Consider the following 24347-nt stretch of genomic DNA (forward strand, 5'->3'; position numbering starts at 1 on the left):
AAACGTTCCGTCATCAAACTATAGACAGAGCCATCAATCACATCATTACCATAAGCAATTGCTTTTTGATAGGCAGCTGGTGCCTCTCCACCTTTACCACCTTCTTCCAATGCTATACCCTTATCAATATACAACTGGCAAAGATTATGCTGAGCCGCACCTCTAACCAGACGTCCCATTGTTCCAGTAGTTTCCGGCAAATCATTCAAGATCGCTTCCAACTCGTCAATAGCATATTGATAAGTTTCCAGACGACTACTGCGCTTAAAATCATAACGTGGAGTTGTCGTAATTTCCGTTACAAGAGGAACACCTCCATATAATTCACCCAAATTCCGATAAGCAAAAGCCCTGAAAAAACGAGCCTGAGCCATCACATAAAGCTTTTCAGCTTCCGAAGTCCAAGATATCTGAGGAAGTTCTGCCGCATACAAAGCAAGATTCGCTTTCGATATTAACTGATACCAATGTGAATAATTAATATAAAAAACTTCCGTAGTTGAATTCAATATACTATAATCATTGAAACGGTTACTACGACGGATAGTCGCCACGTCAAACATATCCGTTCCATTCCCTCCACGAAAGACAAAGGCAGTATTACTTTCTTCAGTCATACACATCATAACACGTACATGGGAATAGCAGCCGACCAACACTTGATCAACCTGTTCAGAAGTAGAGAAGACATTATCTATCGTATAAAATGTTTCAGGATCTTCTTCCAAAAACTTAGAATCATTACAGCTACCAAGTAAACAAACACTCAACAAGCCACAAACACTATATTTTAATACATTTTTCATTTCCGTATATTTTATCTGTTAGAAACTGATATTTGCACCCAAAGAAAAAGATGTCAATACAGGATAAGTATTTTCGCTAACGGTAACACCAACCTCAGGATCTCCTCCCTGCCATTTGGTTATCGTAAATAAGTTTTTCGCCGTAAAGAATACTTTCAAATTTTGGATATTTACTTTTTGCACCCAAGGTTCACGGAATGTATATGACAAGGTCACATCCTGCAAGCGAACGAATGCCCGGTTTTGCAATCCTAAGAAACGTCCGCCATCATCATTAAATGTAGCTGCTGGATATTCATTACTTTTATTCTCAGGAGTCCACCAAGGTATATAGATACCATTGGTATTGAATCTACCGGAGCCATTTGTCAAATAAGCGCCTTTATTAGACTTTTGATAATATCCACCGCCGCCAAATGTGCCGGTCAGCATAAAGTATAAATCCCAATTTTTGTATGTAATCGTGTTACTCATATTCAACTTGAAGTTAGGCGTAGAATATCCCAAAATAATACGGTCTGCAGAAGTAATCACTCCATCATTGTCCATGTCTTTATATTTAGGGATACCTGGAGTCGCACCATTCGCTTTCATATATTCAACATCCGTCTCTTGTACTATGCCATCTTGCAGATAACCATAGATAGCCCCTAAAGGCTTCCCTATAAAACGAGAGTTCGAGATATCGTCATCTTCTCTCCCATCACCATCTAAATCTTCACCGTATAGATGGATCAATTTATTGCGGTTCAGCCAAAATGTCAAGTTTGTCGTCCAATACCAATCCTGTGTATCGATATTCACGGAACGAATTGTCAATTCGACCCCTCTGTTATTAACCTGCCCCATAGAGGACTTCATATTTTTAAAACCTGTCATAACAGGGATATCTCTCGTAAATATCTGATCTGTTGTTTTAGAAAAATAAAGATCCAGATCTACAAACAAGCGGCTACCTAACCAAGCAGATTCAAAACCTGTATTCCAAGATTCTGTCGTTTCCCAACCTAAATTGGCATTGCCAAGTGCTTTCTGATTCAATCCATAGATAATATCGCTGCCCCCAAACTCATAGCGAACACCACCAGAAGCACCATTGTTAATAGTCGACAATGTTCCATAAGGATCCAACCCCTGATTACCGTTCTTACCCCAGGATAACTTCAATTTCAAATCATCTAAATATGAAATTGAAGACATAAACTTTTCACTGCTCAATCTCCAGGCACCACCAAATGCAAAGAAATCTCCCCACTTTTGATTAACCCCAAAAACAGAAGCTCCATCACGACGATAAGAACCGGTAAAGAAGTAACGATCATCATATGAATAAGATGCACGTCCCAAATATCCGATATTGGAACGCTGGTTATTATCCATATTGACTTTCTGGACTGTAGCTTTATGCAAACCATTTATACCTAAAGTCGTATTACCATTTGCGGCAAAGTTTGAACCAGTAGTTTCTATCATCTCGTATTTTTTCCTATCACGCGTAGCAACGGCAGTCAGATCAATTGAATGTTTTCCAAATGTATTTTTATAGTTCAGGATATTATCGATCACCCAACTGTCTGTCGTATTATTATTAATCTTTCCATTCGCACTTGCTAACAAACTTTGGAGCGTCGCTGGGGAATAACGGGTTTCATCATCATAAGCACCTTCCTTAACAAAATACCCTTCATAATAGAAATCTCCAGACTGGTTTTTGCTTAAGTTTCCGGCATAATTAAAACGATAGCTCAAACCTTCAACCCAAGGGAGTTTGACTACGGCATAAGCATTTGCACGGAAATTGTTTCGTATATCCTTATTGTCACGAACACTCTTGTCGGTATTCCACAAGGCATTTACACTCGACTGTGTATACGGGTATTTTTCCAACAATTTTTCCGACTCATTTCTATACATCACACCGTAAGGAGATGTTTGCGTAGCCTCACCAATGTTAGCTCCCACACCCGAATAATCAGACTTAGTAAATGCAGCATCCACACCGATCTGCAACCAACTTGTTATATCTGTATTGATTTTTGCCAAGGCCGTTATTCTATTATAATCATCGCCAATGACCACACCTTGATTATCCGAATAGGCAGCAGACAAATAGTAATTCATTTTCTCTCCAGCCCCGGAAACTGCTACTTGGTAATCCTGTACCCAACCTGTACGGGTTGACGCATCTAACCAATTTATCTCCCTGCCGGCTTCCATATTGGCCAATTCCTGAGGCTTCAACCAACTTAAATCCGAACTATTATTTCGCGCCATCACAGACTCAAGCCATTGTTCTCCTTTCATCAAATCCGGTTTATTCTGCCAAGTCTGCATACTACCCGTAGCATTAAAAGTGACAACAGGCTTTCCGGTTTTTCCTCTTTTAGTCGTTATAATAATCACGCCATTTGCCGAACGGGAACCATAGGCTGCGGCTGATGTCGCATCTTTCAATACATCATAAGAAGCGATATCATTCGGGTTTATATCATTAATGCTTCCCATAAAAATCACTCCGTCCACTACAATCAACGGATCATTCGACCCGGATATGGACTTTTGTCCGCGCATCTGCATGCTCGGTTCCCCACCGGCAGAATTAGTCGCACCGATATCCAAACCTGAGACATTGCCTTTCAGAGATTCCAATGCATTCAAATTCGGAGACAGGGCAATCGGAGAATTTTCCAATTTAACGGAACTGACAGAACCAGTGAAATCTTTTCTTTTTGTCGTTCCGTAACCAATAACAATGACTTCATCCAACGTCTCCGTATCTTCCCTCAATAATACATCCAACGTATTGTTCTTTCCTACCGGAATTTCCTGTGTAATGTATCCGATATAGGAAACAACCAAAATACTGTTCGAACCCACTTCAAGCGAATATTGTCCATCGATATCCGTAATCGTTCCATTTGTTGTTCCCTTCTCAACAATATTTGCCCCGATTACCGGTTCACCGCTTTGGTCCTTAATAATACCGGTAATCTTCCGGGTATTCTGTTGGGTCGACGAAGATACATAACCGAGGGCAGATAGTACAATTTGATTGTTTTCTTTAATTATATAAGTGATCTGTGCCTGTGACTTTATCTGTTCCAACACATCCCGGATATCTTCTCCCTGGGTAGAAACCGAAATCTTTGTATTCAGACCGGATAGATTGTCATTATAGAAAAATCGATAATCACTTACTTTTTCAATTTCGCGAATCACCTCGCGAGTGGATTTGTTTTGCATGGATAAGGATATCTGTGCAGAAAGTATCGTACCCGAAACAAGGCAAAAACTTCCAATTGTGATTCCTTTCCGTAATAAATTCTTTAAGGTATTCATTTTTTTTAGAGTTCTCCATTAATTAGTAATAAATTAATCAGGTAACTTTGTGTCTGAAATCAAGTGGTGAGAAGCGATGATTTCAAATTAGCAAAATTACATTGCGTAGATCTCAGGTGTGTCTATCCTATTAGATACACCTGCGTTTCTTTATACTTCCTTCCCCATAGGCATTCTGTTTATGTTAATTCCATTCTGTTATTTTCTCTCCTCTATAATAATTTCGCCACCAACCTTTTTGTACATGATCGGTGCCGTAAGACTAATCAACTCAATCACATTGTCCAGACTATTATTTTTGATGACTCCGGAAAAACGATAATGCTTTACCTTTTCAGAAGTAAACCGTACTTTCACATTGTATAAACGATCCAACATTACAGCTACTTCTTCCATCGTTGCTCCCTTAAAAACAAGCTCATTATCCTTCCACATCCGGGCATAAGCCGCAAGGTCATCCGACACAATCATTCTACGCGAAGACTTATCAAAACTCAAACTCTCATCAGGCTTCAATATGACTTCATCTTTTCCTACCGACGTACGAACTTTTCCCTCGAAAAGAGTTGTTGTCAACTCTCCATCTTCCTGATAAGCTTTCACATTGAAAGTTGTACCTAACGCCTCGACCTCCATTTCTCCGGCTTTCACAATAAATCGCAAAGTGGTATCTTTGGCTACTTCAAAATAGCCTTCTCCAGACAAAACTACCTGGCGATTCCCTTTTCCATAATCACCATTATAGGTCAATTCCGTATGAGAATTCAACCAGACTTTTGTCCCATCCGGCAATATGACACTTGCCCGCTGTCCTTTATCGACTAAAACTTTATAGACCTGAGACGAATAATTTTCCGTTTTATCAACCAAATTCATATATAGATGAACAGAAGTCGTCAAGCCTAAAAGAAACACAACAGCCGCGGCATACGGCAACCATTGGCGAAACAGTCGCTTTCGAACTGATTTTTCTTCCATCTTCCTCTCTCTTCCTGCATGTATCCGGCTCTGAATATTCCGGAACATCCGATTCTGAATTTCGACCGGAAGTTCCTTTCCCTCCGCCTCTGTCCAAGAGTGTCGATAATGTTGAAACAACATCTCACGGACTTCAGGTTGTTTGAACCATGTCCTCAACTCATGTTCCTGTTCAGCAGGAAGTTCACCACGCATAAAGCAATCCAGCAACTCGATGTATATATCTTTTCTTTCCATCTTCTATATTGTATATCCTTCACAAGGGAAAATCACTTACAAAGGCATTTGTATTTAACACTGATTAACTAAATAGCAAAAAAGGAGTATCCACCTCTTATCTGAGGGCAGTTTGGAACGTAAATATTGAAAAGAGCGATAAAGCTGTGTCTCTACCGTTTTTTCTGAAATGGACAATTTATGGGCAATTTCTTTATTTGATAGTTGTTCAAGGCGGCTTAAACGAAATATTTCTCTTCGGGCGGGAGGAAGGTTTTCAATTAAATGGTCAATATATTCAAGAAGGGAATTCACTTCATGTTGTTGTTCTTCCTTTGAATTGTCGCTTAGATCAATATTCTCAACATGCAACGTTGCATGTTGAGACAGACGGAATTCCGTCTCCTTAAAAACTAAATGCCTGGCAATCGTAAAAAGATAAGCCGTAATCCCCAACTCTAGTTCTATCTGCTCATGCTTTTCCCAAATTTTCAGAAAGACATTCTGTGTCAAATCCTCTGCGAGAGATTTATCAAACAATAAAGAGTTAATGAAGTTATACACCTGAGGGCTATAAGTCCAATACAAATCCTCAAAAGCTTTTTCTTCACCAGCTTTCAAGCGTTTTAATAAATCTTCATTGACTCTCATTTTATGTCGTTTTTTGTAAATATGCATTAGACAAATTTACCCAAGTATATACAATAAACTATATACTTGGGTAATATATTTAGAGGAGACCACTATCTCCACAAAAAATTACAACGATTCAATATCCGAACAATTCTTCCTGTGTCAGTTTCTGGATCGGACCATATTGTGACAAACCTTTCAGATCGAGATCCTTTTCATCGCCTAATACACAATAGATATAGGTACGCCCTTTCACCCATTTTTCCTGGAATGCCTTGATTTCAGGCAATGTCATTGTCTGCGCCTTCTCGAACAGTTCTTTACGGCTGTCCGTGTTCAGACCTAAATCCTGGGCATTCAGATAAGACCAAAGAACATCCGATTTGGTAATACGCTCCGTACGCAAACGGGTAATAAGAGCATCTTTAGCCAAGTTGAACGCTTTTTCTGATTCCGGCATATTATTGATAATTTCATCGAAAGCTTTCATCGCATCAATCATCTTATCATTCTGAGTCGCAATGAACGTACGGTATACATACGGATATTTCAGTTTGGACGGAGTAATAAGGAAAGCTCCTGCAGAATAAGCCAGCCCACGCGATTCACGCATTTCCTGAAATACGATCGCGTTCATGCCGCCACCGAAGTATTCGTTATACATATTCAATGTAGGTTGGATAGCCGGATCGAACTTTTCACCTCGGTTAGAGACAGCAGAGAAATAAATCTGTTTAGCATCATACTGTGCAAGCAGAACTCTATTTTCAGGAGTTTCCTGCTGGCTAAACTCAATTGCTGCCGGAACCGGTTGCAACTGTTCAGGGACATTATGATATTGTTTGATGATGTCCAGAACGGCCTGTGGTTTTTCCGGACCATAATACAAAATCTTATGATCGAATGAGTTGATCTTATGAATGCGATCGACCAGTTCCTGCGGGTCCATCTGCTGCAACTCGGCAGTTGTCAGCACATTTGTAGCAGGAGACTTCGGCCCCCAGATAGCATACTGGATCAGTTTGTTGAAATTCTGTCCCTGGTTCAATTTAGCATCAGTCCTTTTTTTCAAGATATCACCTGCAAGGTTTCCATAAGCCTCCTTATTAACCTGTGCATCGGCCAAGATCTCTTCAAACAGAGCCATTGCCTTCGGCATGTTCTCTTTCAAACCTTCCAGCATCACATATGTGCGGTCTGAACCTGGGAATACATTGAAATAACAAGCCAGTTTGTAGAATTCTTCATTGATTTCCTTCAGACTCATTTTAGATGTGCCCAAATACTTCATATATTCGAAAGCGGTGCCCATTGCCTTATCATTATTCGTACCCATATCGAATACATACATCAGAGAGAAGAGATCATTGGAAGTATTCTCCTTATACAATACCGGAATATTGGATTGGGCGGTCAGTTTTTGCAAATCCTTACTATAATCCAAGAATACCGGTTCGATCGGAGCCACTTTTGAAGCTTGTATTTCTTTCAAGAACAGACTTGAACTATCGCGATTCATCACGATCGGAGTGATTTTAGGTTTGTCGATCTTCTTTTCGTTCGGGTCTTTACCTTGTCTTTTATAGATGAGCGCATAGTTGTCACCGAAATATTTGTTGGCAAAATCGACGATCTGCTGCTTTGTCACTTTGCTCATGCGATCTAACGAAGCGACTTCATCTTTCCAATCGACACCGTCGATGAAAGAAGAGACAAACATATCGGCACGACCGTCGTTACGATCCATCCGGTACATTTGCATCAGTTTATAGTTATTGATAGCAGCTTCCAGCAAGCCTTCGTCAAACTCACCTTTCTTTAGCTTATCAATTTCAGCCAGGAATAGGTCTTTTACTTCATCCAAAGTCTGTCCCTGTTTCGGACGACCACTAATAACAAATGCATTATAATCGGACATTCCGTATGTTCCGGCATAACAACTTAGTACTTTCTGTTGCTGAACCAAATCGATATCCAACAAACCTGCTTTACCGTTATTAACAATTTCGCCTGTTAGATTCAGCAAATCCTGGTCAGGAGAAGCAGCTCCCGGGAAACGCCAACCCAAAGTCACATTTTCAGCATCGACACCCAACACTTCTTTTATAACCGGTGCTTTAATCGGAGACTCATGCGTTACTGGCAACTTCGGCAGATTGGGATTCGGTTTCAAATGGCCAAAATATTTATTGATCGTCTCGATCATCTGGTCCGGATCAAAATCACCGGACAGACAGATTGCCATATTATTAGGGACATACCAAGTTTTATGGTAGTTTTTGATATTCGTGATAGACGGGTTCTTCAGGTTTTCCTGTGTTCCGAGAACAGTCTGCGTCCCGTATGGATGATCGGGGAAAAGAGCGGTCAGAACAGCTTCATACACTTTACGGCCATCACTGGTAAGAGACATGTTCTTTTCTTCGTACACAGTCTCAAGCTCCGTATGAAAGCCACGGATTACATTGTTTTCAAAACGGTCCGCCTGTATCTTGGCCCAGTTGTCAATCTGGTTGGAAGGAATATCTTCCACGTAGACCGTTTGGTCAAAGCCGGTATACGCATTTGTTCCAGTTGCACCAATAGCAGACATCAGTTTATCATATTCGTTCGGAATTGCCAATTTCGAAGCCTCATAAGAAACACTGTCGATCTGATGATAAATAGCCTGGCGCTCTGCCTCATCAGTAGTCTTACGATACACCTCAAAAAGCTGTTCGATCTGATCGAGCATCGGTTTTTCCTGTTCGTAATTCTGCGTGCCGAACCGCTGAGTTCCTTTAAACATCAAGTGTTCAAAATAGTGTGCCAGACCGGTCGTTTCGGCAGGATCGTTTTTACCTCCCACGCGAACGGCAATATACGTTTGAATACGTGGGGTCTCTTTATTCACAGTCATATACACTTTCAGGCCGTTATCCAAAGTATAGATACGGGCTTTCAGAGGATCGTTCGGGACCGACTCGTATTTAAACGGGGAAGTCTCTGCACATGCAGTTGCCAAAAGGAGAAGAAAGGCTAACTGAAGAAACTGAATCGTTTTACGCATAAATTTTAGATTTAGATAATTACATGCGTCAAATATATGCAATTTAAAATAAAAATAGCTCTTATCCGAAAAAAAACAGAACAAGAGCCGATTTTTTCGGATAGGAGCTAATATATGCTCGTACAAAGATTATATTTACATTAAAGGCCGAACGCTTCTTTTACTTTATCGACATAATCCAGTTTTTCCCAGGTAAACAGTTCCACTTCGCAAACGGTCGGTTCCGGATTATAACGAGAAGTAAATGTTTTTGTCACAACCTGCGGTTTACGTCCCATATGACCGTAAGATGCAGTTTCCAGATAGATCGGGTTACGCAATTTCAAACGTTCCTCGATTGCTTTCGGGCGCATGTCAAACAGATTCCAGATCTTTTCTGCAATCTCTCCGTCTGTCATTTTCACGTTAGCACGGCCGAATGTATTCACGAAGATATTCATTGGCTTAGCCACACCGATCGCATACGAAACCTGTACTAGCATTTCATCAGCCACGCCAGCGGCAACCAAGTTCTTTGCAATATGACGAGCAGCATAAGCAGCAGAACGGTCTACTTTCGAGGGGTCTTTTCCAGAAAATGCTCCACCACCATGAGCTCCCTTGCCACCGTATGTATCAACAATAATCTTACGACCTGTCAAACCGGTATCTCCATGAGGACCACCGATCACGAACTTTCCAGTCGGATTCACATGATAGATAATATCATCATTGAACAAAGCCTGAACATGAGCCGGATACTGAGCCTTTACGCGCGGGATCAGTATACTCTTGACATCTTCTGCGATCTTTTTCTGCATAGCCAAGTCCGCTTCTTCCTGTGTGATACCTTTTGCAGTGATAAATTCATCATGTTGTGTAGAAACAACAATCGTATCGATGCGCAGCGGTTTTCCGTTATCATCATATTCAATCGTCACCTGACTCTTTGCATCCGGACGGAGGTAAGGCATCAGGTCGTTTTCATTCTTACGTATCTCGGCAAGCTCCCACAACAGGCTGTGTGAAAGATCCAATGCCAGAGGCATATAGTTTTCTGTTTCGTTAGTGGCATAACCAAACATCATACCCTGGTCGCCCGCTCCTTGATTATAAGGATCTTCGCGCTCGACACCACGGTTAATGTCGCCACTCTGTTCATGGATAGAAGAGAACACACCACATGATTTCGCTTCAAACTGGTATTCGCTTTTCGTATAACCAATTTTTTCGATCACGTTACGGGCTACATCCTGTACATCCACGTAAGCACTTGATTTTACTTCTCCAGCCAAGACAACCTGTCCAGTTGTAACAAGGGTTTCGCAAGCAACTTTAGAGTTCTTGTCATAAGCCAGGAACTCATCCAGCAAAGCATCCGATATCTGATCGGCTACTTTATCGGGGTGCCCTTCAGACACCGATTCGGAGGTGAATAAATAACTCATTGTTTTTTGAATTGACAATCGACAATTGACAATTGACAAGTAATGGAGCGATCCAATAAAGCCAACAGACAATTTACAATTGACGGTTAATAAATCAAATGAATGGATTGACGAGGGGAAATTTGCTTTGCCGGACGGCAGTTAAAAAGGGCTTGTTTTTAGCATTTTTTCCTGTGGTTGCAAGCAATACAAATCTATCCACATCAATTCGCATGCAAAAGTACGAAACAATTGATAATTGACAATTGATAATTGACAATTATTTTTTCTTTTTAGTGTTACGCAGTGCTTTTTTATACTTGAACTCAGCTCTCATCTTGGCAGCACCCGATTTATGCGTACCACGCAAGAAGTCCGAAAACTTAATCTTTTTCTCTCCGGCATTTTCGTCTTTTCCCTTTTTCTTAAAGACCATGCCACCGCCGGTCAATATCTTTTCAAAATCATTCATAATCGTTCTTTCAAATCTATTATACGTTCTTTCAACACAGGATGCACGACAAACGGAGCTATTTCGGCCAAAGGTTCCATCACGAACTTCCGTTCATGCATAAGAGGATGCGGCAAGGTAAGCTCCGGAATCTGCAAAACCTCATCCTCATACAGAAGGATATCGATATCGATAATACGGTCATGATAGACTCCGCTGCTTTTTTCCGCGCGCCCCAATTCTTTTTCGATCCGCTGGGTTACCCGCAATAATTCCAACGGAGAAAAAGAAGTCTTCAATTTAACAGCCGCATTCAAGAAAAAGTTCTCCGACTCGAACCCCCACGGTTCCGTTTCATAGAAACCGGAAAGGGCGAGAATATCTCCCACCCTTTCAGCCAGCAATGCTGCAGCTGTTATCATGTTCCGTCGCTTATTCCCTATATTGGTTCCCAAGCCCAGGTATGCAATCGCCATAAGTACCCGTTTTTACAGGATCAACATGGCATCGCCATAAGCACCGAAACTATATTTTTCTTTTAACGCCACGTCATAAGCATCCATAATCAGATCATATCCCCCGAAAGAAGCTGTCATCATCAACAAAGTTGACAACGGCATATGGAAGTTTGTGATCATGCTGGACGCCACACTGAAGTCATACGGCGGGAAAATGAACTTATTGGTCCACCCTTCAAACTCTTTCAGATGGCCATCCGTACTGACAGCCGTTTCGATAGCACGCATCACGGACGTACCGACCGCACAAATCTGTCGGCCGTTATCCTTTGCCGTATTCACGATGTTCACGACATCTCCGTTCACGACCATCTGCTCAGAATCCATCTTATGCTTGGTCAGATCTTCCACATCGATTTCGCGGAAGTTGCCCAGACCGGAATGCAATGTCAGGAAAGCGAACTGGCAATCCTTGATCTCCAGACGCTTCATCAGCTCACGGCTGAAATGAAGACCTGCAGCGGGAGCCACAACTGCACCTTCTTCCGTCGCAAAAATATTCTGATAACGATCTTCGTCATCCGGTTCTACAGGACGGTCGATATATTTAGGCAGCGGAGTTTCCCCCAATGCGTACAATGCCTTTTTAAATTCATCATGGTTCCCGTCATAAAGGAAACGCAAGGTACGGCCGCGTGATGTCGTATTGTCGATCACTTCAGCCACCATCGAATCATCTTCACCAAAATACAATTTATTACCGATACGGATTTTACGGGCAGGATCGACCAATACATCCCAAAGACGAAGATCTTCGTTCAGTTCACGCAACAGAAAAACTTCGATACGAGCCCCGGTCTTTTCCTTATTTCCGTATAAACGGGCAGGAAAAACTTTCGTGTTATTGAAGATGAACACATCTTTTTCTCCAAAATAGCTGAGCAAGTCTTTAAACACTTTATGCTCGATCTCTCCGGTCTTGCGATTGACAATCATCAATCTGGACTCGTCCCTGTTCTTTGCCGGATGGAGAGCGATCAGCTCCTGCGGTAAGTTAAATTTGAATTTCGACAGCTTCATAATATAAATTCTATTTTTATTTTATTCTTATCATTATCAATCCTCACAATCCTTTCTGATTATGATATTTTCATCTAAAAAGGTATCGATATCATCGGGAGACATACATTTGGCCAGTGTGATGTCTCCGATACGAGTCCGTTCGAGAGCTATCAGATGAGCACCCGACTGAAGGGCAACACCGATATCACGTGCCAAAGCGCGAATATAAGTGCCCTTGCTGCAAACCACCCGTATCTTTATTACTGGCAGATCACACTCCAACAGTTCCATTTCATCGATCACAAGCGTCTTGGACTTCAATTCCACTTCTTCACCCTTGCGAGCCAACTCATACGCCCGCTTACCATCCACCTTGCAAGCCGAAAACACAGGTGGAATCTGCTGAATCGTTCCCACGAACGACTGTAGCACCTTCTCTACTTCCTCACGGGTAATATGTTCTGTCGGATATACTCCGTCTATCTCTTTTTCCAAATCAAAAGAAGGCGTCGTTTCCCCCAACTTCAAGGTAGCGACATACTCCTTTGTCTGATACTGAAATTCATCGATCCTCTTGGTGGCCTTGCCCGTACAGACAATCATTACCCCTGTCGCCAGCGGATCCAAAGTTCCGGCGTGTCCCACTTTTATCTTTTTCACCTTCAGCTTCCGCGATAATTTATACCGGAACTTGTTCACCAGGTCAAAGGAAGTCCACTTCAAGGGCTTATTGAAATATAATACTTCTCCTGCTATAAAATCCATTCTTATTTAAGTAACGTACAGGCAATCGTAACCAAACCTGCAATTGCACAATAGATGGCGAAATAAATCAGTTTTCCCTTCTTTACGATATTAATCATCCATTTACAGGCGATACATCCCGATACGAATGCAGCAATAAACCCGACCACCAATGACAATGCCGGAATATCACCTGCTACCGCTTCGCCTTTTACCGCTTTCATGACATCCAACAACGCTTCACCCAAAATCGGAGGAATAACCATCAAGAATGAGAACTGGGCCAGTTTTGCCTTATTGTTTCCCAATAACAAACCAGTCGCAATCGTTGTTCCTGAACGGGAAAGCCCCGGCATCACGGCACACGCCTGAGCCAAACCGATGATAAAGGCATCTTTCATCGAGATACTTTCTTTCTGGCGGGGTTTGGCATAATAAGAAAATGCGAGCAACGCAGCCGTCAGCAACAACATACAACCGACAATCAGCAATCCCGACCCGAAAATATCTTCCACCGTATCCTTGAAGAATACGCCTACAATACCAATAGGAATCATAGAAATCAGGATATTGATCACATAACGAGTTTCTGCATTCATCTTGAACTTAAACAAACCACGGAATATCCATTCGATCTCTTTCCACAAAATCACCAGCGTACTAAACACGGTCGCCACATGGACAACAATCGTAAATGCCAGATTTTCTTCTCCTTGAATACCGAACAGAGCAGAGCCGATAGCCAAATGTCCGCTACTGCTGACCGGCAGGTATTCCGTTAGTCCCTGAACAATCCCCAGCACTAAAGCCTCAAACCAACTCATTCCGCTACTTCCTTATTTTTGCTGTTTTTTAAAATTCCGAAAATCATCAACACGAAGCCGATCACTGTCACAGCCGGAGCCACAACAATACGGCGGGAACTGAAAATCTCAGGATTAAAACCTGTCGGATCCTGCGAACCGCCACCACTCATCAACATAAAACCAATCGCGATAACAGCAACAGCAACAGCGATCAAAATAAAATTTTCTTTTCCAAAAGCAAAATCTCTCTTAGCCATACATTTATATATAATATAGTTTATCAACACCCATTCGTAAATACTTGTTCACCGCAAAGACAGTAGCCGTAACCGAAAGCAGGATCCCCATTATCAATACACCGGTATAAACAATTATCAATACTTTAATATCCAGCAACTGGACGAAGCCAGATAATTCGTTTTGTAAATAATACAACGCTCCCGTCAACATTAATATTGCGAAAATGGACGCAAAAATACCACTGACCACATTGTACCGCACAAACGGCCTTCTGATAAAACCAGGTGTAGCCCCCACCAACTTCATCGTATGGATCAGAAAACGTTTGGAATAAATCAGCAAACGGATCGTGTTACTGATCAGCACAAACGAGATTGCCATCAACATTACGGCAAGTGTAAGCAAGATCAGGCTGACACGTTTCACATTGTCGTTCACCATCTGCATCATGTCTTTCCGGTAAAGCAGATCTGAAACGGAAGTATATTTTTTTATTTTCTTTTCGATCAATTGCAAGCTGTCGACATTAGCATATTCCGAATGCAATTTCACTTCAATGGAAGCCTGTAGCGGATTAAAGCCCAAGAACGTTTCGGGATTTTCCCCCAACTCCTCCTCAAGTTCCTTGACAGCCTGTTCTTTCGATATATATTCAGTCGATTTGATATAAGGCAAGGCATCCAGCGTCTTCTGCATCTTCTTTATATCCGCCTCTTTCTGATTATCTTTCAGCACGATCGAAAATGAAATGTTCTCCTTCACATATACGGAAAGTTTGTTTCCCAACAACCCTATCAGAAAAACGAGCCCCAGCAGAAACAGTACCAATGAGATACTTATAATGGAAGTCAGACGAGAATTAAAGAAAGAAACAGAACTAACCTTTTTACCTTCAGCCATTAGACGTAACCTTATTGTTATTAAATAAAGCGAGGAGATGCGTTCAGAGAACACACCTCCCAATTTTTCTGCAAAAGAACGAATAATTTATGAGATAGTGATTACTTTACAATTCTTTAACTACAAGTCACCGAGCATAGATAGATAAAAAGTAGCATGCTTATCTTAAACAAACGAAGAGACTGTATCCATACACATAGTGTATTTCGACACAGCCTCTTGTTTTTTTAACTGCCTTCGACCTTCACAGGCTACTGGCAGAAGAACTTTATTTCAATACTTTAGTATTAATAATACGATCGCTTGTTCACCTGTCGCAGGATAATTGCCGTTATTTGTAGAGATGCACCGCCGTGCATCTCTACGGCGCACGATCTTATTTAGAATTATTTGATTATAATTGTAATGTTATTATTCTGAGATTACTTTACAATTGCTTTTACAGCGTCTTCACCTTCAATAGCAACTACAACTACACCAGCAGGAGCAGCGATAGTAGCATTATCAGAAGTAACCACTGTATTAGCGACTGTCTGGCCTAAGATGTTAGTGATAACCACTTTCTTGCCGGCAGCACCTGCAACCGTTACCTGACCGTTACCGGCGATGACTGTTACAGAAGATACTTCTACGTCTTCGTTTGCAGTAGCATCACTTTGAGCTGTCGTATTCAGCAACAAAGCCTGATAGATATCTTCATAAACATTTTGATGCCAGTAGCCATTATGATCACCAGTTTCACTATAACCACGACCGGTAGAAACAATGTTGTGGTTTTGTTCCTTCACCCAAGTGTTACCATTGGCTGCATAACCATACTGTTTACCCTTCGTTTCGATATAGAAGTTTTCGTCATCACTCTGATCTTTCAAACGGAATGCGATAGAAGCTCCATCGTAAGCCTTTTCTTTCAGAACAACTTTCTTGGCAACGTTTTTGCCGTCATACAAATCGCGGTCATACTTGATTGTTGCATCAGCAGCATCCATGATGTACAATGTATCCTGATAGTGGATTGCATTTACGAATGCATAACGAGTATACACATTTTCGAATGGTTTAACGCTGTTCTTCAAATAAGCCGGAATTACGCTATCGACAGAAGCATCAACCATGTAACGTCCCTGTAAGTAATCAATCACCTGATAATGGTCACCGATAGCCGGATGATCTTCGTGATTGCATTCTGCTGTTTTCTTAGCCTCAACATCAAGAGCCAACAGATAAGTAGGCATGCTCGATACATTTACATGAGCTGTATCGATAAAGAACTCGTTGTTGCGTTCCGGTTCTTCAACAGCACTGAAGATGTTCATATAAGTAACACCATCGATTACAGATTCGCCCAATGTACGGTTTTCATTGTTCGTTGAATAGAACTTTTCAGTCTTCAGACCGACAACTCTGCGATAGTACGGCATTGTATCTGCCTCCAAGATGAACGATTCGGTACGATCCTGACACAAGTTTTCAACTTTTGCATCCAGTTGACCTTGTTCGATAGCCAGTTTATCCAAAGCATCGTCAAAGACGTATTTCCAACCAGCAAATTTATTCACATCGTCAGTATACACATCATCTTTATCTACAGGATAAGCAGAAGGATACTCAGTACGAACCAACGCATAATAATGGCCTTCTTCGTTATCGGCAGTCCAATGGTTATTTTCTTTCAATGTAAAATAAGCCAATGTGTAATTTGCATTACGATCCAAAGTATCAGCCACGCAATATTTACCATTCTTGTTGATACCAACAAATACACGGTCATTGTTGATCATATCTGCATCCTTCACTTTCAGCATATAAACTGATTTGTAAAGTTGAGTTGCACCAGCAGCTTCGCTTGTATAACCGTAAGGTATGTTCGTTGATTCGTAAGCAGCCGCATCCCAGTTAACTTTAACCGGAACCAGTTCAAAGTTAGAACCTTCAGCCTGAGCTCTCAACAGCGTATCTTTACCCTGCTTAACAGCGTTCAGATAATAAGGATCTGTTCCATAATCGAAGAACTGTTTCAGTTTGAATGTATTTTCGATTACTTTATCACCCGGATTCAGATAACCCAATGTATTGACCGGATCAACTTTCGTGAACTTCAGTGTATCAGAGCAAGCGAACTTACTGTTGTGGTGTCCTAATGTATTATCATAATTATGATTGATAATGAATACATTGTCATCAGCTTTATAAAGCTGGCCTTCGAATGCTACATTTGAATATTCACGGTTTACAACTTTGACACGAGCAACAGGATCTTCTTCACAACCTGTATATTCAACAACCCACTGCGTTGCAGGCATGTGAGCGAAGTTCTGAGAAGCCTCTTTTTCATCATATACAACATGACCGCTCATATCTGCCACAACATTCACACCATTTGCACGATGAGTGGTCAAATTCGGAGCTTTATCTGTTACTAACTGGATGGTGTAAACAGCCTGATCCAAAGTTGTACGAGTCAAGTACGGATAAGAATGATCAAATTCGATGCAAGTGTGAAGAGTACCTTCAGCAGCAGAGCCTTTAGGTTTATCTGTTCCACCAGCAGTTACAACCCAACCGTCTTTCGTATTCAACTTGCTCAACATTACTGCAACGGGAGCTTCTTCCGGAGCTGTAGCCAATTCCGTATTACTTGCACTTAAACCCTTACGACCTGCTGTAATATCAGAAGAAGAGATAAACTGACTTGCCACAATTGAGTTTCTCCAATAAGTATCAGCCTTATATTCTGCATCTGTCATAACAGAAGCGTTCAACGGTTCAATAACCAAACTGTCCTGAGTCGGGAAATAAGTCAAGCGGAAATTAAAACGAGCATCCACAAATAAACCATTTTTCATATCCGGCTTCTTATTAGCCAAATACAATTCTGGAGAGTTAGATGGATTTTCTGTAGCTTCTTCCCAACGAGCAGTATCGACCATCAAATACTTATCGTTCTTAGATGGATCAGCATTAATCTGAGCTTGCAAACGAATAGAGAATTGACGAGCCACATCAGCTTGCTGTTTCCAATAAACAGAGGCATTCAAACCATCCAAAGCAGCCAAAGGAGAGACTAAAGCAACCAAATTAGCAGAAGCATTAAAACGTGAATCTGTTACAGTTCCTGTTCCATCAGCATTAACCCAACCAGAAATTTGTATTTCTGCCTGCTCTGGATAATAAGCTCTATAATCTGCAGCAATAGCAACTGCCAAATCTTTTGCAGCACAGATTTTGCTCTCGATAGAAGCAGCTTCGTGGTATAAGGAATAAGCAGTTTCTACAGCTTTAAAAGTTTCACGACCATCATTATTATTCCAGTTGTTACCATTAGCATCAGCAACAAACCAAATTTTATAATGGTTGTCAACCACTTTACAAGCTACTTCTATTTGTTCCTTTTCTGCTGCAGTTAATGCATTATTGGCTTTTTCCAACAAGCCATCTACAATAGATTTGTCTTCAACAGCAATATACTTATAAGTATCCAACGTGCTATTATCTTCCGGAGACATAGCCTCTCTATTGCCAATACCCGTCGGAGTCATAAAGTTGAAACCGGCAGCACCATCTTTCTGAGCATCGATCATGCGATTGATGTCTTTAGCATTCAAAACAACGGATTTTGCTTCTACCGGAGTCAATCTCAACGCATTACAGCTTTCAGCATCATTACCGGCATCCGCTGCTGTATAAACAACAGAAACGACTTGCTTACCCGGAATATTCAAACCATTCGGGTTAACAGCACCATTCATTGATTTCTTCAATACAAGAACCTTATCTGAATCATGGAACTGAGCATATAAAACCTCATTCACTAAAGTGCTATTATTGTCCTTATTAGAAGAGAACCAACTCCATTCAGTGTTGCAGCCTCCAAGAATTGAAATTTCTTCACCAGCTCCTAATTCTACAACATCCTTTCCAAATTCATCACTTGTATAAGCCGTTTTGTGGTCATATACAATACCCAAACCTGTCTCTTTGTTTTCAAAGGTAAACTTACCACCAGTCACACCATCTTTCTTATCATAAGAAATCCGCCACAAAGAATAATTCAGAGGTGCATCTTTCACATCAACGATACGAAGAGTAATTTCGCCAGTCTTAAAATCACGTTCTTGAATCAAGACCTTTTCACCTTCTTCACCATCAACACGTAACTGATACCATTTATCAGCCTCAATCTTGTTCACTTCAGAACCTAAAGTTGCATTGCTCTTAGTTCCGAAAGAACGATAAGTTAACCCAGTCGCACAAGGAGTAACCTGGCCATAAGCATTGCTTAGCCAGGCATCCTACAAGAGTAGAAAACTTTTTGTTCATAATCATTTGAATTAATATTAATAATACATATACTAAAAGTTCGATCAGCATCACGTACATCCCTGTGTTTTCGTCTTTTAACTAAACTTCTGTATTTTGACGAGAGAAAACGTACGTTTTTGTTCGCCATTTTCACTGCACAAAAATACAACTACTTTTTAAACCTGCAATCCTTTCTTCCAATTATTTTCCCTTTTCTATATTCTTTCTTATCAATCAGATAACTTAACAAGTACGAAAAACCGACTTTCCAACACAAACCCTCCAGAAAGCCCCTCAAAAATGACTAAAAAAAACGTACGTTTTCATTAGTCAGTTTGAAAAACACCTCTATATCACTATAATACAGCAACTTACAAGCACAAAATCAAGTATTTGTTATATATGTACGCATGTACATTAGTTAAATTGATAACAGATAGGTTATCAGACAGATACTACTCCTTAGCACACTCAAGGATTCCACTGAAAAAAAAGAGAAAAACAAGGTATTTTTGCAGAATAGCGACTTATGTGTTATTTTTTCTTTCAGTCAACAACTATTATTAAAGATTATATCTCAATAGTGTTGATTTATTTCTTGGCAAATTTGAAACATGAAAGAAGATCTATCGGTGAGCAAACGGACAAACCTGTGGAAAGGTTCAAATATTCTTACAATTGTCCTATTATTCCATAAACTTATTATTGATTACGAAAACAACTGTCATACTATCATGTTTACTTTTAAGATCATGAATATCAATACTTACATAAAATGATAGTAGGCATGACGGATGGTTTTTCAACTATCATACCATCATGGATACAATAGCTTTTTTCACGTATCATATAGCTTATTTTCAACAATATAGTTACATTTTTTTGTCGAGACCCGGGTGTCCGACACCGGCAGATCCGGGTCTCAAGACTGCTCAGATGGAGGTGTAAATGGCCCTGATATGGGTATTTTGAGGAAAAGATCTAACGTCTTTCTTACAAAAAAGTAACGTGTTCCGGAAAAAAAGGCTTATGCTTTCCGCAAAACATTCCGTTTTTAACGCTTTTGGAGTATGTCTATTTCGAGTAAAACAGCCGAAATGATAGTTAAATAACTGATTTATGATAGTTGCATGATAGTTGAAAAGGGAACTATCATATCTATACAATATGATATTCAATGTTCACGCAAGAAACATGATGGTATGATGGAGAATTTGTAAATAACGGGAGTCCGTAGGGGCAGGGTTACTCCGCCCATTAGGAATCAACGTCACCATAATTAAATGGCAATAGGCAGAGCAGAATCCAGCCCCTACAGAAAAATCCCCGCTCTTATTCGACCGGGTCTCCGAACAGAGTTGCGGAAGAGGCGCGGTTTATGCGTACTTTTATAAATTGTCCTACGTGATAATTCTTCTTGTCAAAAATCACAACCTTATTCTGGCTGGTACGGCCGAACAACTGTTCGCGCGAACGTTTGGAGAAACCTTCGATCAGAACCTCGAACACTTTGCCGATATCACGCTTGTTACTTTCTTCCGAAAGCTGGTTCTGCAAGTCGATCATGCCTTGCAAACGGCGGACTTTCTCTTCTTCACTGACCGTATCGGGAAGATGCTGGGCCGCATAGGTTCCCGGACGCTCGGAATATTTGAAAAGAAAAGCACTATCGTAGCCTACTTCACGCATCAGGGAAAGCGTTTCTTGATAATCCTCCTCCGTTTCGGAATGAAAACCGCAAAACAGATCGGTCGAGATAGCACAGTCCGGCAGGATACGACGGATAGCAGCAATACGATCCAGATACCATTCGCGCGTATATTTACGGTTCATCACTTTCAAGATACGGGAACTTCCCGATTGTGCAGGAAGATGGATCATCTTACATATATTGTCATGCTCGGCGATCACGTGCAGGGTTTCATCGCTCATATCCTTCGGATGCGAAGTGGTAAAGCGGACACGCATTTCAGGCACTTCCTCGGCGACACGCTTCAGCAAGGCGGGAAACGAAATTTTCTCCCCCTCTTTCTCAAAGAGATAAGAGTTGACATTCTGCCCCAGTAAGGTCACTTCCTTAAAACCTTTATCGCGCATATCGCGTATTTCGTTCAGGATACTTTCGATGTCCCGGCTACGCTCCCTTCCGCGGGTATACGGCACGATGCAATAGGTACAGAAATTATTACATCCGCGCATGATGGAGACAAAGCCCGAAATATGCACGCCTCCCAATTTCAATGGGATCACATCTTTGTAGGTTTCCTGCGTGGAAAGTTCTACATTGATCGCCTTTTCGCCGTGCTCGACCGCCCCCACCAGGTTCGGCAGGTCCATATAGGAATCCGGACCGACTACCAAATCGGCATGATGCACTTCGATCAGCTCCTCCTTCACTCGCTCCGCCATACATCCGAGCACGCCGATCACTAAAGATTTTTTCTTTCTTTTTAAAGACTGGAAATACTGAAGCCGTCCGTAGATTTTCTGTTCGGCATTATCGCGAACCGAACACGTATTGACGAAAATAGCATCAGCGTCTTCAATCTTGTCAGTCACTGCATACCCATCCATTTTCATGATGGAAGCGACTACTTCGCTGTCTGCCACATTCATCTGACACCCGTAGGTTTCGATGAACAACTTCTTTTCTTCCGTTACGGCTGCGGATTTTAAGTCCACGCCATTCTCTTGATTCGTCATCTTATTTACTAATTACTGTTAAATATAAATGTTTTTGAAAAATAATTCACTAAACACTTGCACAGTCAAAATACCGCGCTTATATTTGTAATCGAAAAACGTAAATTTTTTCATAGTTAAGGTTTTGGTTAAATCGAATAAGGGTGGCTGTGAAGTTACCCTTATTTACTTTTATACCTATTATATGTATCCTTTCTTTCACTTCTAAATAATATTTCCTACATTTGGAGTGCAAAAATAATCAAAGTTTATGGATAACGCAGGTGATTGGCTATATATTGTGTTCCTGATAATTGCAGGGATCAGCAGTTTGTTCGGTTCCAAGAACAAGAAAAAACGTCCGAAACAGATATTGGGACAACCGGACAGGGAAATCGTCACAAACGAAGATAATGTTCCCGACAAAGGCTTTTGGGAGATTCTGGAAGAAATGCAAAATCCGAAACCGGTAAAGCAACCTGTACCCACTCCTAAAAGAAAAAAGAAACAACAACAAGTTGCAGCCCCCTCACCATTTCTTGCCGCCGAAAAAGTGACAGACAAACAATCTCCTGCCGGCGATCGCCTTGTCGTTCCCTCAACCGAAGAGGAAATCCCACTTACGGATATCGAGTTCGACAATGCCGCCGAACTGAGAAAAGCTGTTATTTACACTGAAATACTTAATCGCAAGTATTAATCTATAGTCTTTTTTAATACCTTTGCGCCGCACTGTTAACTGAATAAAGTATTACTAAATTAATAATATCATGGCTTTAAAATTTATTACAGCTGAAGAAGCAGCTTCATTCGTACATCACGACGACAATGTAGGCTTTAGCGGATTTACTCCTGCAGGATGTCCTAAAGTTGTGCCGGGCGCCATTGCAAAAAAAGCAATTGCCGAACATGAAAAAGGAAACCCGTTTCAGATCGGTATGTTTACCGGTGCTTCGACAGGCGACAAGCTGGACGGCGAACTGGCTCGTGCCAATGCAATCAAATTCCGTACTCCGTATCAGTCCAACAAGGACCTGCGTGCCCTGCTGAATTCCCACGGTGCACAGTATTTCGACATGCACTTGTCTGAACTGGCACAAAGCCTGCGTTATGGCTTCTTAGGCAAGATCGACGTAGCCATCGTCGAAGCAGCCGATGTGACGGAAGACGGCGAAATCGTTCCGACAAGCGGTGTCGGTATCCTGCCGACAATCTGCCGCATGGCCGATCGTATCATCATCGAGTTGAACTGCCGCCACCCGAAAGAAATCCGCGGGATGCATGATATCTATGAACCGGCTGATCCTCCTTACCGCCGCGAAATCCCCATCTACACTCCGTCCGACCGTATCGGTAGCGACTGTGTGAAAGTCGATCCGGCTAAGATCGTCGGTGTTGTCAAGACCGACGAACCGAACGAAGGCGGCAAGTTCTCTCCGCTGGATGACGTGACAATGGCTATCGGCCAGAATGTTGCCAACTTCCTGGTTGGCGAAATCAAAGCCGGCCGTCTGCCGAAAGAATTCGTTCCTCTACAGAGTGGCGTAGGCAATGTTGCCAATGCCGTTTTGGGTTGCATGGGCGAAAACAAGGATATTCCGGCATTCAACGTTTATACGGAAGTTATCCAGGATGCCGTTATTGCTTTGATGAAAGAGGGACGCGTCAAGTTTGCCAGCGGTTGTTCACTGTCTGTCAGCAACGAAGTGATCCGCGACATCTACGCGAACTTGGATTTCTTCAAAGATAAGATTCTGCTTCGCCCGCAGGAAATCTCCAACAATCCGGAAGTAGCCCGCCGTCTCGGCCTGGTGGCCATCAATACGGCTTTGGAAGCCGATATATTCGGTAACATCAACTCCACCCACGTATCCGGTACAAGAATGATGAACGGTATCGGCGGTTCCGGCGACTTCACCCGTTCGGCCATGTTGTCCATCTTCACGACTCCGTCTACTGCGAAGGAAGGCAAGATCAGCGCATTCGTACCGATGGTTTCCCACCTGGATCACAGCGAACACTCCGTCAAAGTCATCATCACGGAATATGGCGTTGCAGACTTGCGCGGCAAATCTCCGATCCAGCGTGCACGTTGCATCATCGACAACTGCGTCCATCCGGACTACAAACCGTTACTGGAAGAATACCTGGCAATGGGTATCAAGGGACACACGCCACAGAACCTGAAATGTTGCTTCGCTTTCCACGAAGAACTGGCAGCCAGTGGCGACATGCACAATGTTGACTGGAGTAAATACAACAAATAATCGTTGTA

General features: G+C 41.7%; 17 protein-coding genes. 2 read left to right on the forward strand and 15 right to left on the reverse strand.

The features are described 5' to 3' along the window. The 15 genes from BHV83_RS19440 to miaB all read right to left on the reverse strand — a co-directional run. The coding region (locus tag BHV83_RS19440; protein WP_286757922.1) for a RagB/SusD family nutrient uptake outer membrane protein at positions 1-806 on the reverse strand (806 nt) is incomplete at its 3' end. 18 nt (positions 807-824) lie between these two features. Then, positions 825-4049 (reverse strand): TonB-dependent receptor, encoded by a 3225-nt coding sequence (locus tag BHV83_RS19445; protein WP_259324867.1) that lies wholly within the window; start codon positions 4047-4049, stop codon positions 825-827. Between the two features lie 294 nt (positions 4050-4343). Then, complete coding sequence (locus tag BHV83_RS19450) at positions 4344-5360, reverse strand: FecR family protein (protein WP_122116016.1); 1017 nt, start codon at positions 5358-5360, stop codon at positions 4344-4346. A gap of 54 nt (positions 5361-5414) precedes the next feature. Continuing rightward, a complete protein-coding gene (locus tag BHV83_RS19455) occupies positions 5415-5990 on the reverse strand; it encodes an RNA polymerase sigma factor (RefSeq protein ID WP_046451659.1) in 576 nt (191 codons plus the stop codon). A gap of 118 nt (positions 5991-6108) precedes the next feature. After that, a complete protein-coding gene (locus BHV83_RS19460; protein WP_122205327.1) occupies positions 6109-9021 on the reverse strand; it encodes a M16 family metallopeptidase in 2913 nt (970 codons plus the stop codon). Positions 9022-9161: 140 nt separating this feature from the next. After that, positions 9162-10448, reverse strand: coding sequence for a methionine adenosyltransferase (gene metK, locus BHV83_RS19465; RefSeq protein ID WP_055285019.1), 1287 nt, complete (start codon positions 10446-10448; stop codon positions 9162-9164). 259 nt (positions 10449-10707) lie between these two features. Continuing rightward, complete coding sequence (locus tag BHV83_RS19470; protein ID WP_005634679.1) at positions 10708-10899, reverse strand: hypothetical protein; 192 nt, start codon at positions 10897-10899, stop codon at positions 10708-10710. Beyond that, positions 10896-11354, reverse strand: coding sequence for a 2-amino-4-hydroxy-6-hydroxymethyldihydropteridine diphosphokinase (folK, locus tag BHV83_RS19475; protein ID WP_055285020.1), 459 nt, complete (start codon positions 11352-11354; stop codon positions 10896-10898). Before folK ends, BHV83_RS19470 begins: the two co-directional genes overlap by 4 nt. A gap of 12 nt (positions 11355-11366) precedes the next feature. Then, positions 11367-12416: a tRNA preQ1(34) S-adenosylmethionine ribosyltransferase-isomerase QueA gene (gene queA, locus BHV83_RS19480; RefSeq protein WP_005634677.1), complete on the reverse strand. Its 1050-nt coding sequence runs from the start codon at positions 12414-12416 to the stop codon at positions 11367-11369. 36 nt (positions 12417-12452) lie between these two features. Continuing rightward, complete coding sequence (truB, locus tag BHV83_RS19485; RefSeq protein WP_005634676.1) at positions 12453-13163, reverse strand: tRNA pseudouridine(55) synthase TruB; 711 nt, start codon at positions 13161-13163, stop codon at positions 12453-12455. A 2-nt stretch (positions 13164-13165) separates the two neighbouring features. After that, positions 13166-13966: an undecaprenyl-diphosphate phosphatase gene (locus BHV83_RS19490; RefSeq protein WP_005634675.1), complete on the reverse strand. Its 801-nt coding sequence runs from the start codon at positions 13964-13966 to the stop codon at positions 13166-13168. Next, entirely contained in the window at positions 13963-14205 is a 243-nt protein-coding gene (locus BHV83_RS19495; RefSeq protein WP_005634674.1) for a DUF3098 domain-containing protein, read from the reverse strand. The genes BHV83_RS19490 and BHV83_RS19495 overlap by 4 nt, the downstream gene beginning before the upstream one ends. A gap of 4 nt (positions 14206-14209) precedes the next feature. After that, entirely contained in the window at positions 14210-15088 is an 879-nt protein-coding gene (locus tag BHV83_RS19500; RefSeq protein ID WP_122300148.1) for a cell division protein FtsX, read from the reverse strand. 422 nt (positions 15089-15510) lie between these two features. Next, positions 15511-19278, reverse strand: coding sequence for a DUF6383 domain-containing protein (locus BHV83_RS19505; RefSeq protein WP_286757923.1), 3768 nt, complete (start codon positions 19276-19278; stop codon positions 15511-15513). Between the two features lie 1444 nt (positions 19279-20722). Continuing rightward, entirely contained in the window at positions 20723-22093 is a 1371-nt protein-coding gene (gene miaB / locus BHV83_RS19510; RefSeq protein WP_005645708.1) for a tRNA (N6-isopentenyl adenosine(37)-C2)-methylthiotransferase MiaB, read from the reverse strand. A gap of 250 nt (positions 22094-22343) precedes the next feature. Here miaB and BHV83_RS19515 point away from each other — a divergent pair, with 250 nt between their 5' ends. Continuing rightward, a complete protein-coding gene (locus tag BHV83_RS19515; RefSeq protein ID WP_046451658.1) occupies positions 22344-22772 on the forward strand; it encodes a hypothetical protein in 429 nt (142 codons plus the stop codon). Positions 22773-22842: 70 nt separating this feature from the next. Continuing rightward, a complete protein-coding gene (locus tag BHV83_RS19520) occupies positions 22843-24339 on the forward strand; it encodes a butyryl-CoA:acetate CoA transferase (RefSeq protein WP_005634657.1) in 1497 nt (498 codons plus the stop codon). The last annotated feature ends 8 nt before the right edge of the window (positions 24340-24347 follow it).

This window comes from Parabacteroides sp. merdae-related_45_40, from assembly GCF_001915675.1.

What these genes read in the sequence shown, in the direction of transcription:
- BHV83_RS19445 (WP_259324867.1), bottom strand. Translation starts at nt 4,049, where the DNA reads ATGCAAAACAAATCCACTCGCGAGGTGATTCGCGAAATTGAAAAAGTA.
- miaB (WP_005645708.1), bottom strand. Translation starts at nt 22,093, where the DNA reads ATGACGAATCAAGAGAATGGCGTGGACTTAAAATCCGCAGCCGTAACG.
- BHV83_RS19500 (WP_122300148.1), bottom strand. Translation starts at nt 15,088, where the DNA reads ATGGCTGAAGGTAAAAAGGTTAGTTCTGTTTCTTTCTTTAATTCTCGT.
- truB (WP_005634676.1), bottom strand. Translation starts at nt 13,163, where the DNA reads ATGGATTTTATAGCAGGAGAAGTATTATATTTCAATAAGCCCTTGAAG.
- BHV83_RS19495 (WP_005634674.1), bottom strand. Translation starts at nt 14,205, where the DNA reads ATGGCTAAGAGAGATTTTGCTTTTGGAAAAGAAAATTTTATTTTGATC.
- BHV83_RS19515 (WP_046451658.1), top strand. Translation starts at nt 22,344, where the DNA reads ATGGATAACGCAGGTGATTGGCTATATATTGTGTTCCTGATAATTGCA.
- BHV83_RS19455 (WP_046451659.1), bottom strand. Translation starts at nt 5,990, where the DNA reads ATGAGAGTCAATGAAGATTTATTAAAACGCTTGAAAGCTGGTGAAGAA.
- BHV83_RS19450 (WP_122116016.1), bottom strand. Translation starts at nt 5,360, where the DNA reads ATGGAAAGAAAAGATATATACATCGAGTTGCTGGATTGCTTTATGCGT.
- metK (WP_055285019.1), bottom strand. Translation starts at nt 10,448, where the DNA reads ATGAGTTATTTATTCACCTCCGAATCGGTGTCTGAAGGGCACCCCGAT.
- folK (WP_055285020.1), bottom strand. Translation starts at nt 11,354, where the DNA reads ATGGCGATTGCATACCTGGGCTTGGGAACCAATATAGGGAATAAGCGA.
- BHV83_RS19520 (WP_005634657.1), top strand. Translation starts at nt 22,843, where the DNA reads ATGGCTTTAAAATTTATTACAGCTGAAGAAGCAGCTTCATTCGTACAT.
- queA (WP_005634677.1), bottom strand. Translation starts at nt 12,416, where the DNA reads ATGAAGCTGTCGAAATTCAAATTTAACTTACCGCAGGAGCTGATCGCT.
- BHV83_RS19470 (WP_005634679.1), bottom strand. Translation starts at nt 10,899, where the DNA reads ATGAATGATTTTGAAAAGATATTGACCGGCGGTGGCATGGTCTTTAAG.
- BHV83_RS19460 (WP_122205327.1), bottom strand. Translation starts at nt 9,021, where the DNA reads ATGCGTAAAACGATTCAGTTTCTTCAGTTAGCCTTTCTTCTCCTTTTG.
- BHV83_RS19490 (WP_005634675.1), bottom strand. Translation starts at nt 13,966, where the DNA reads ATGAGTTGGTTTGAGGCTTTAGTGCTGGGGATTGTTCAGGGACTAACG.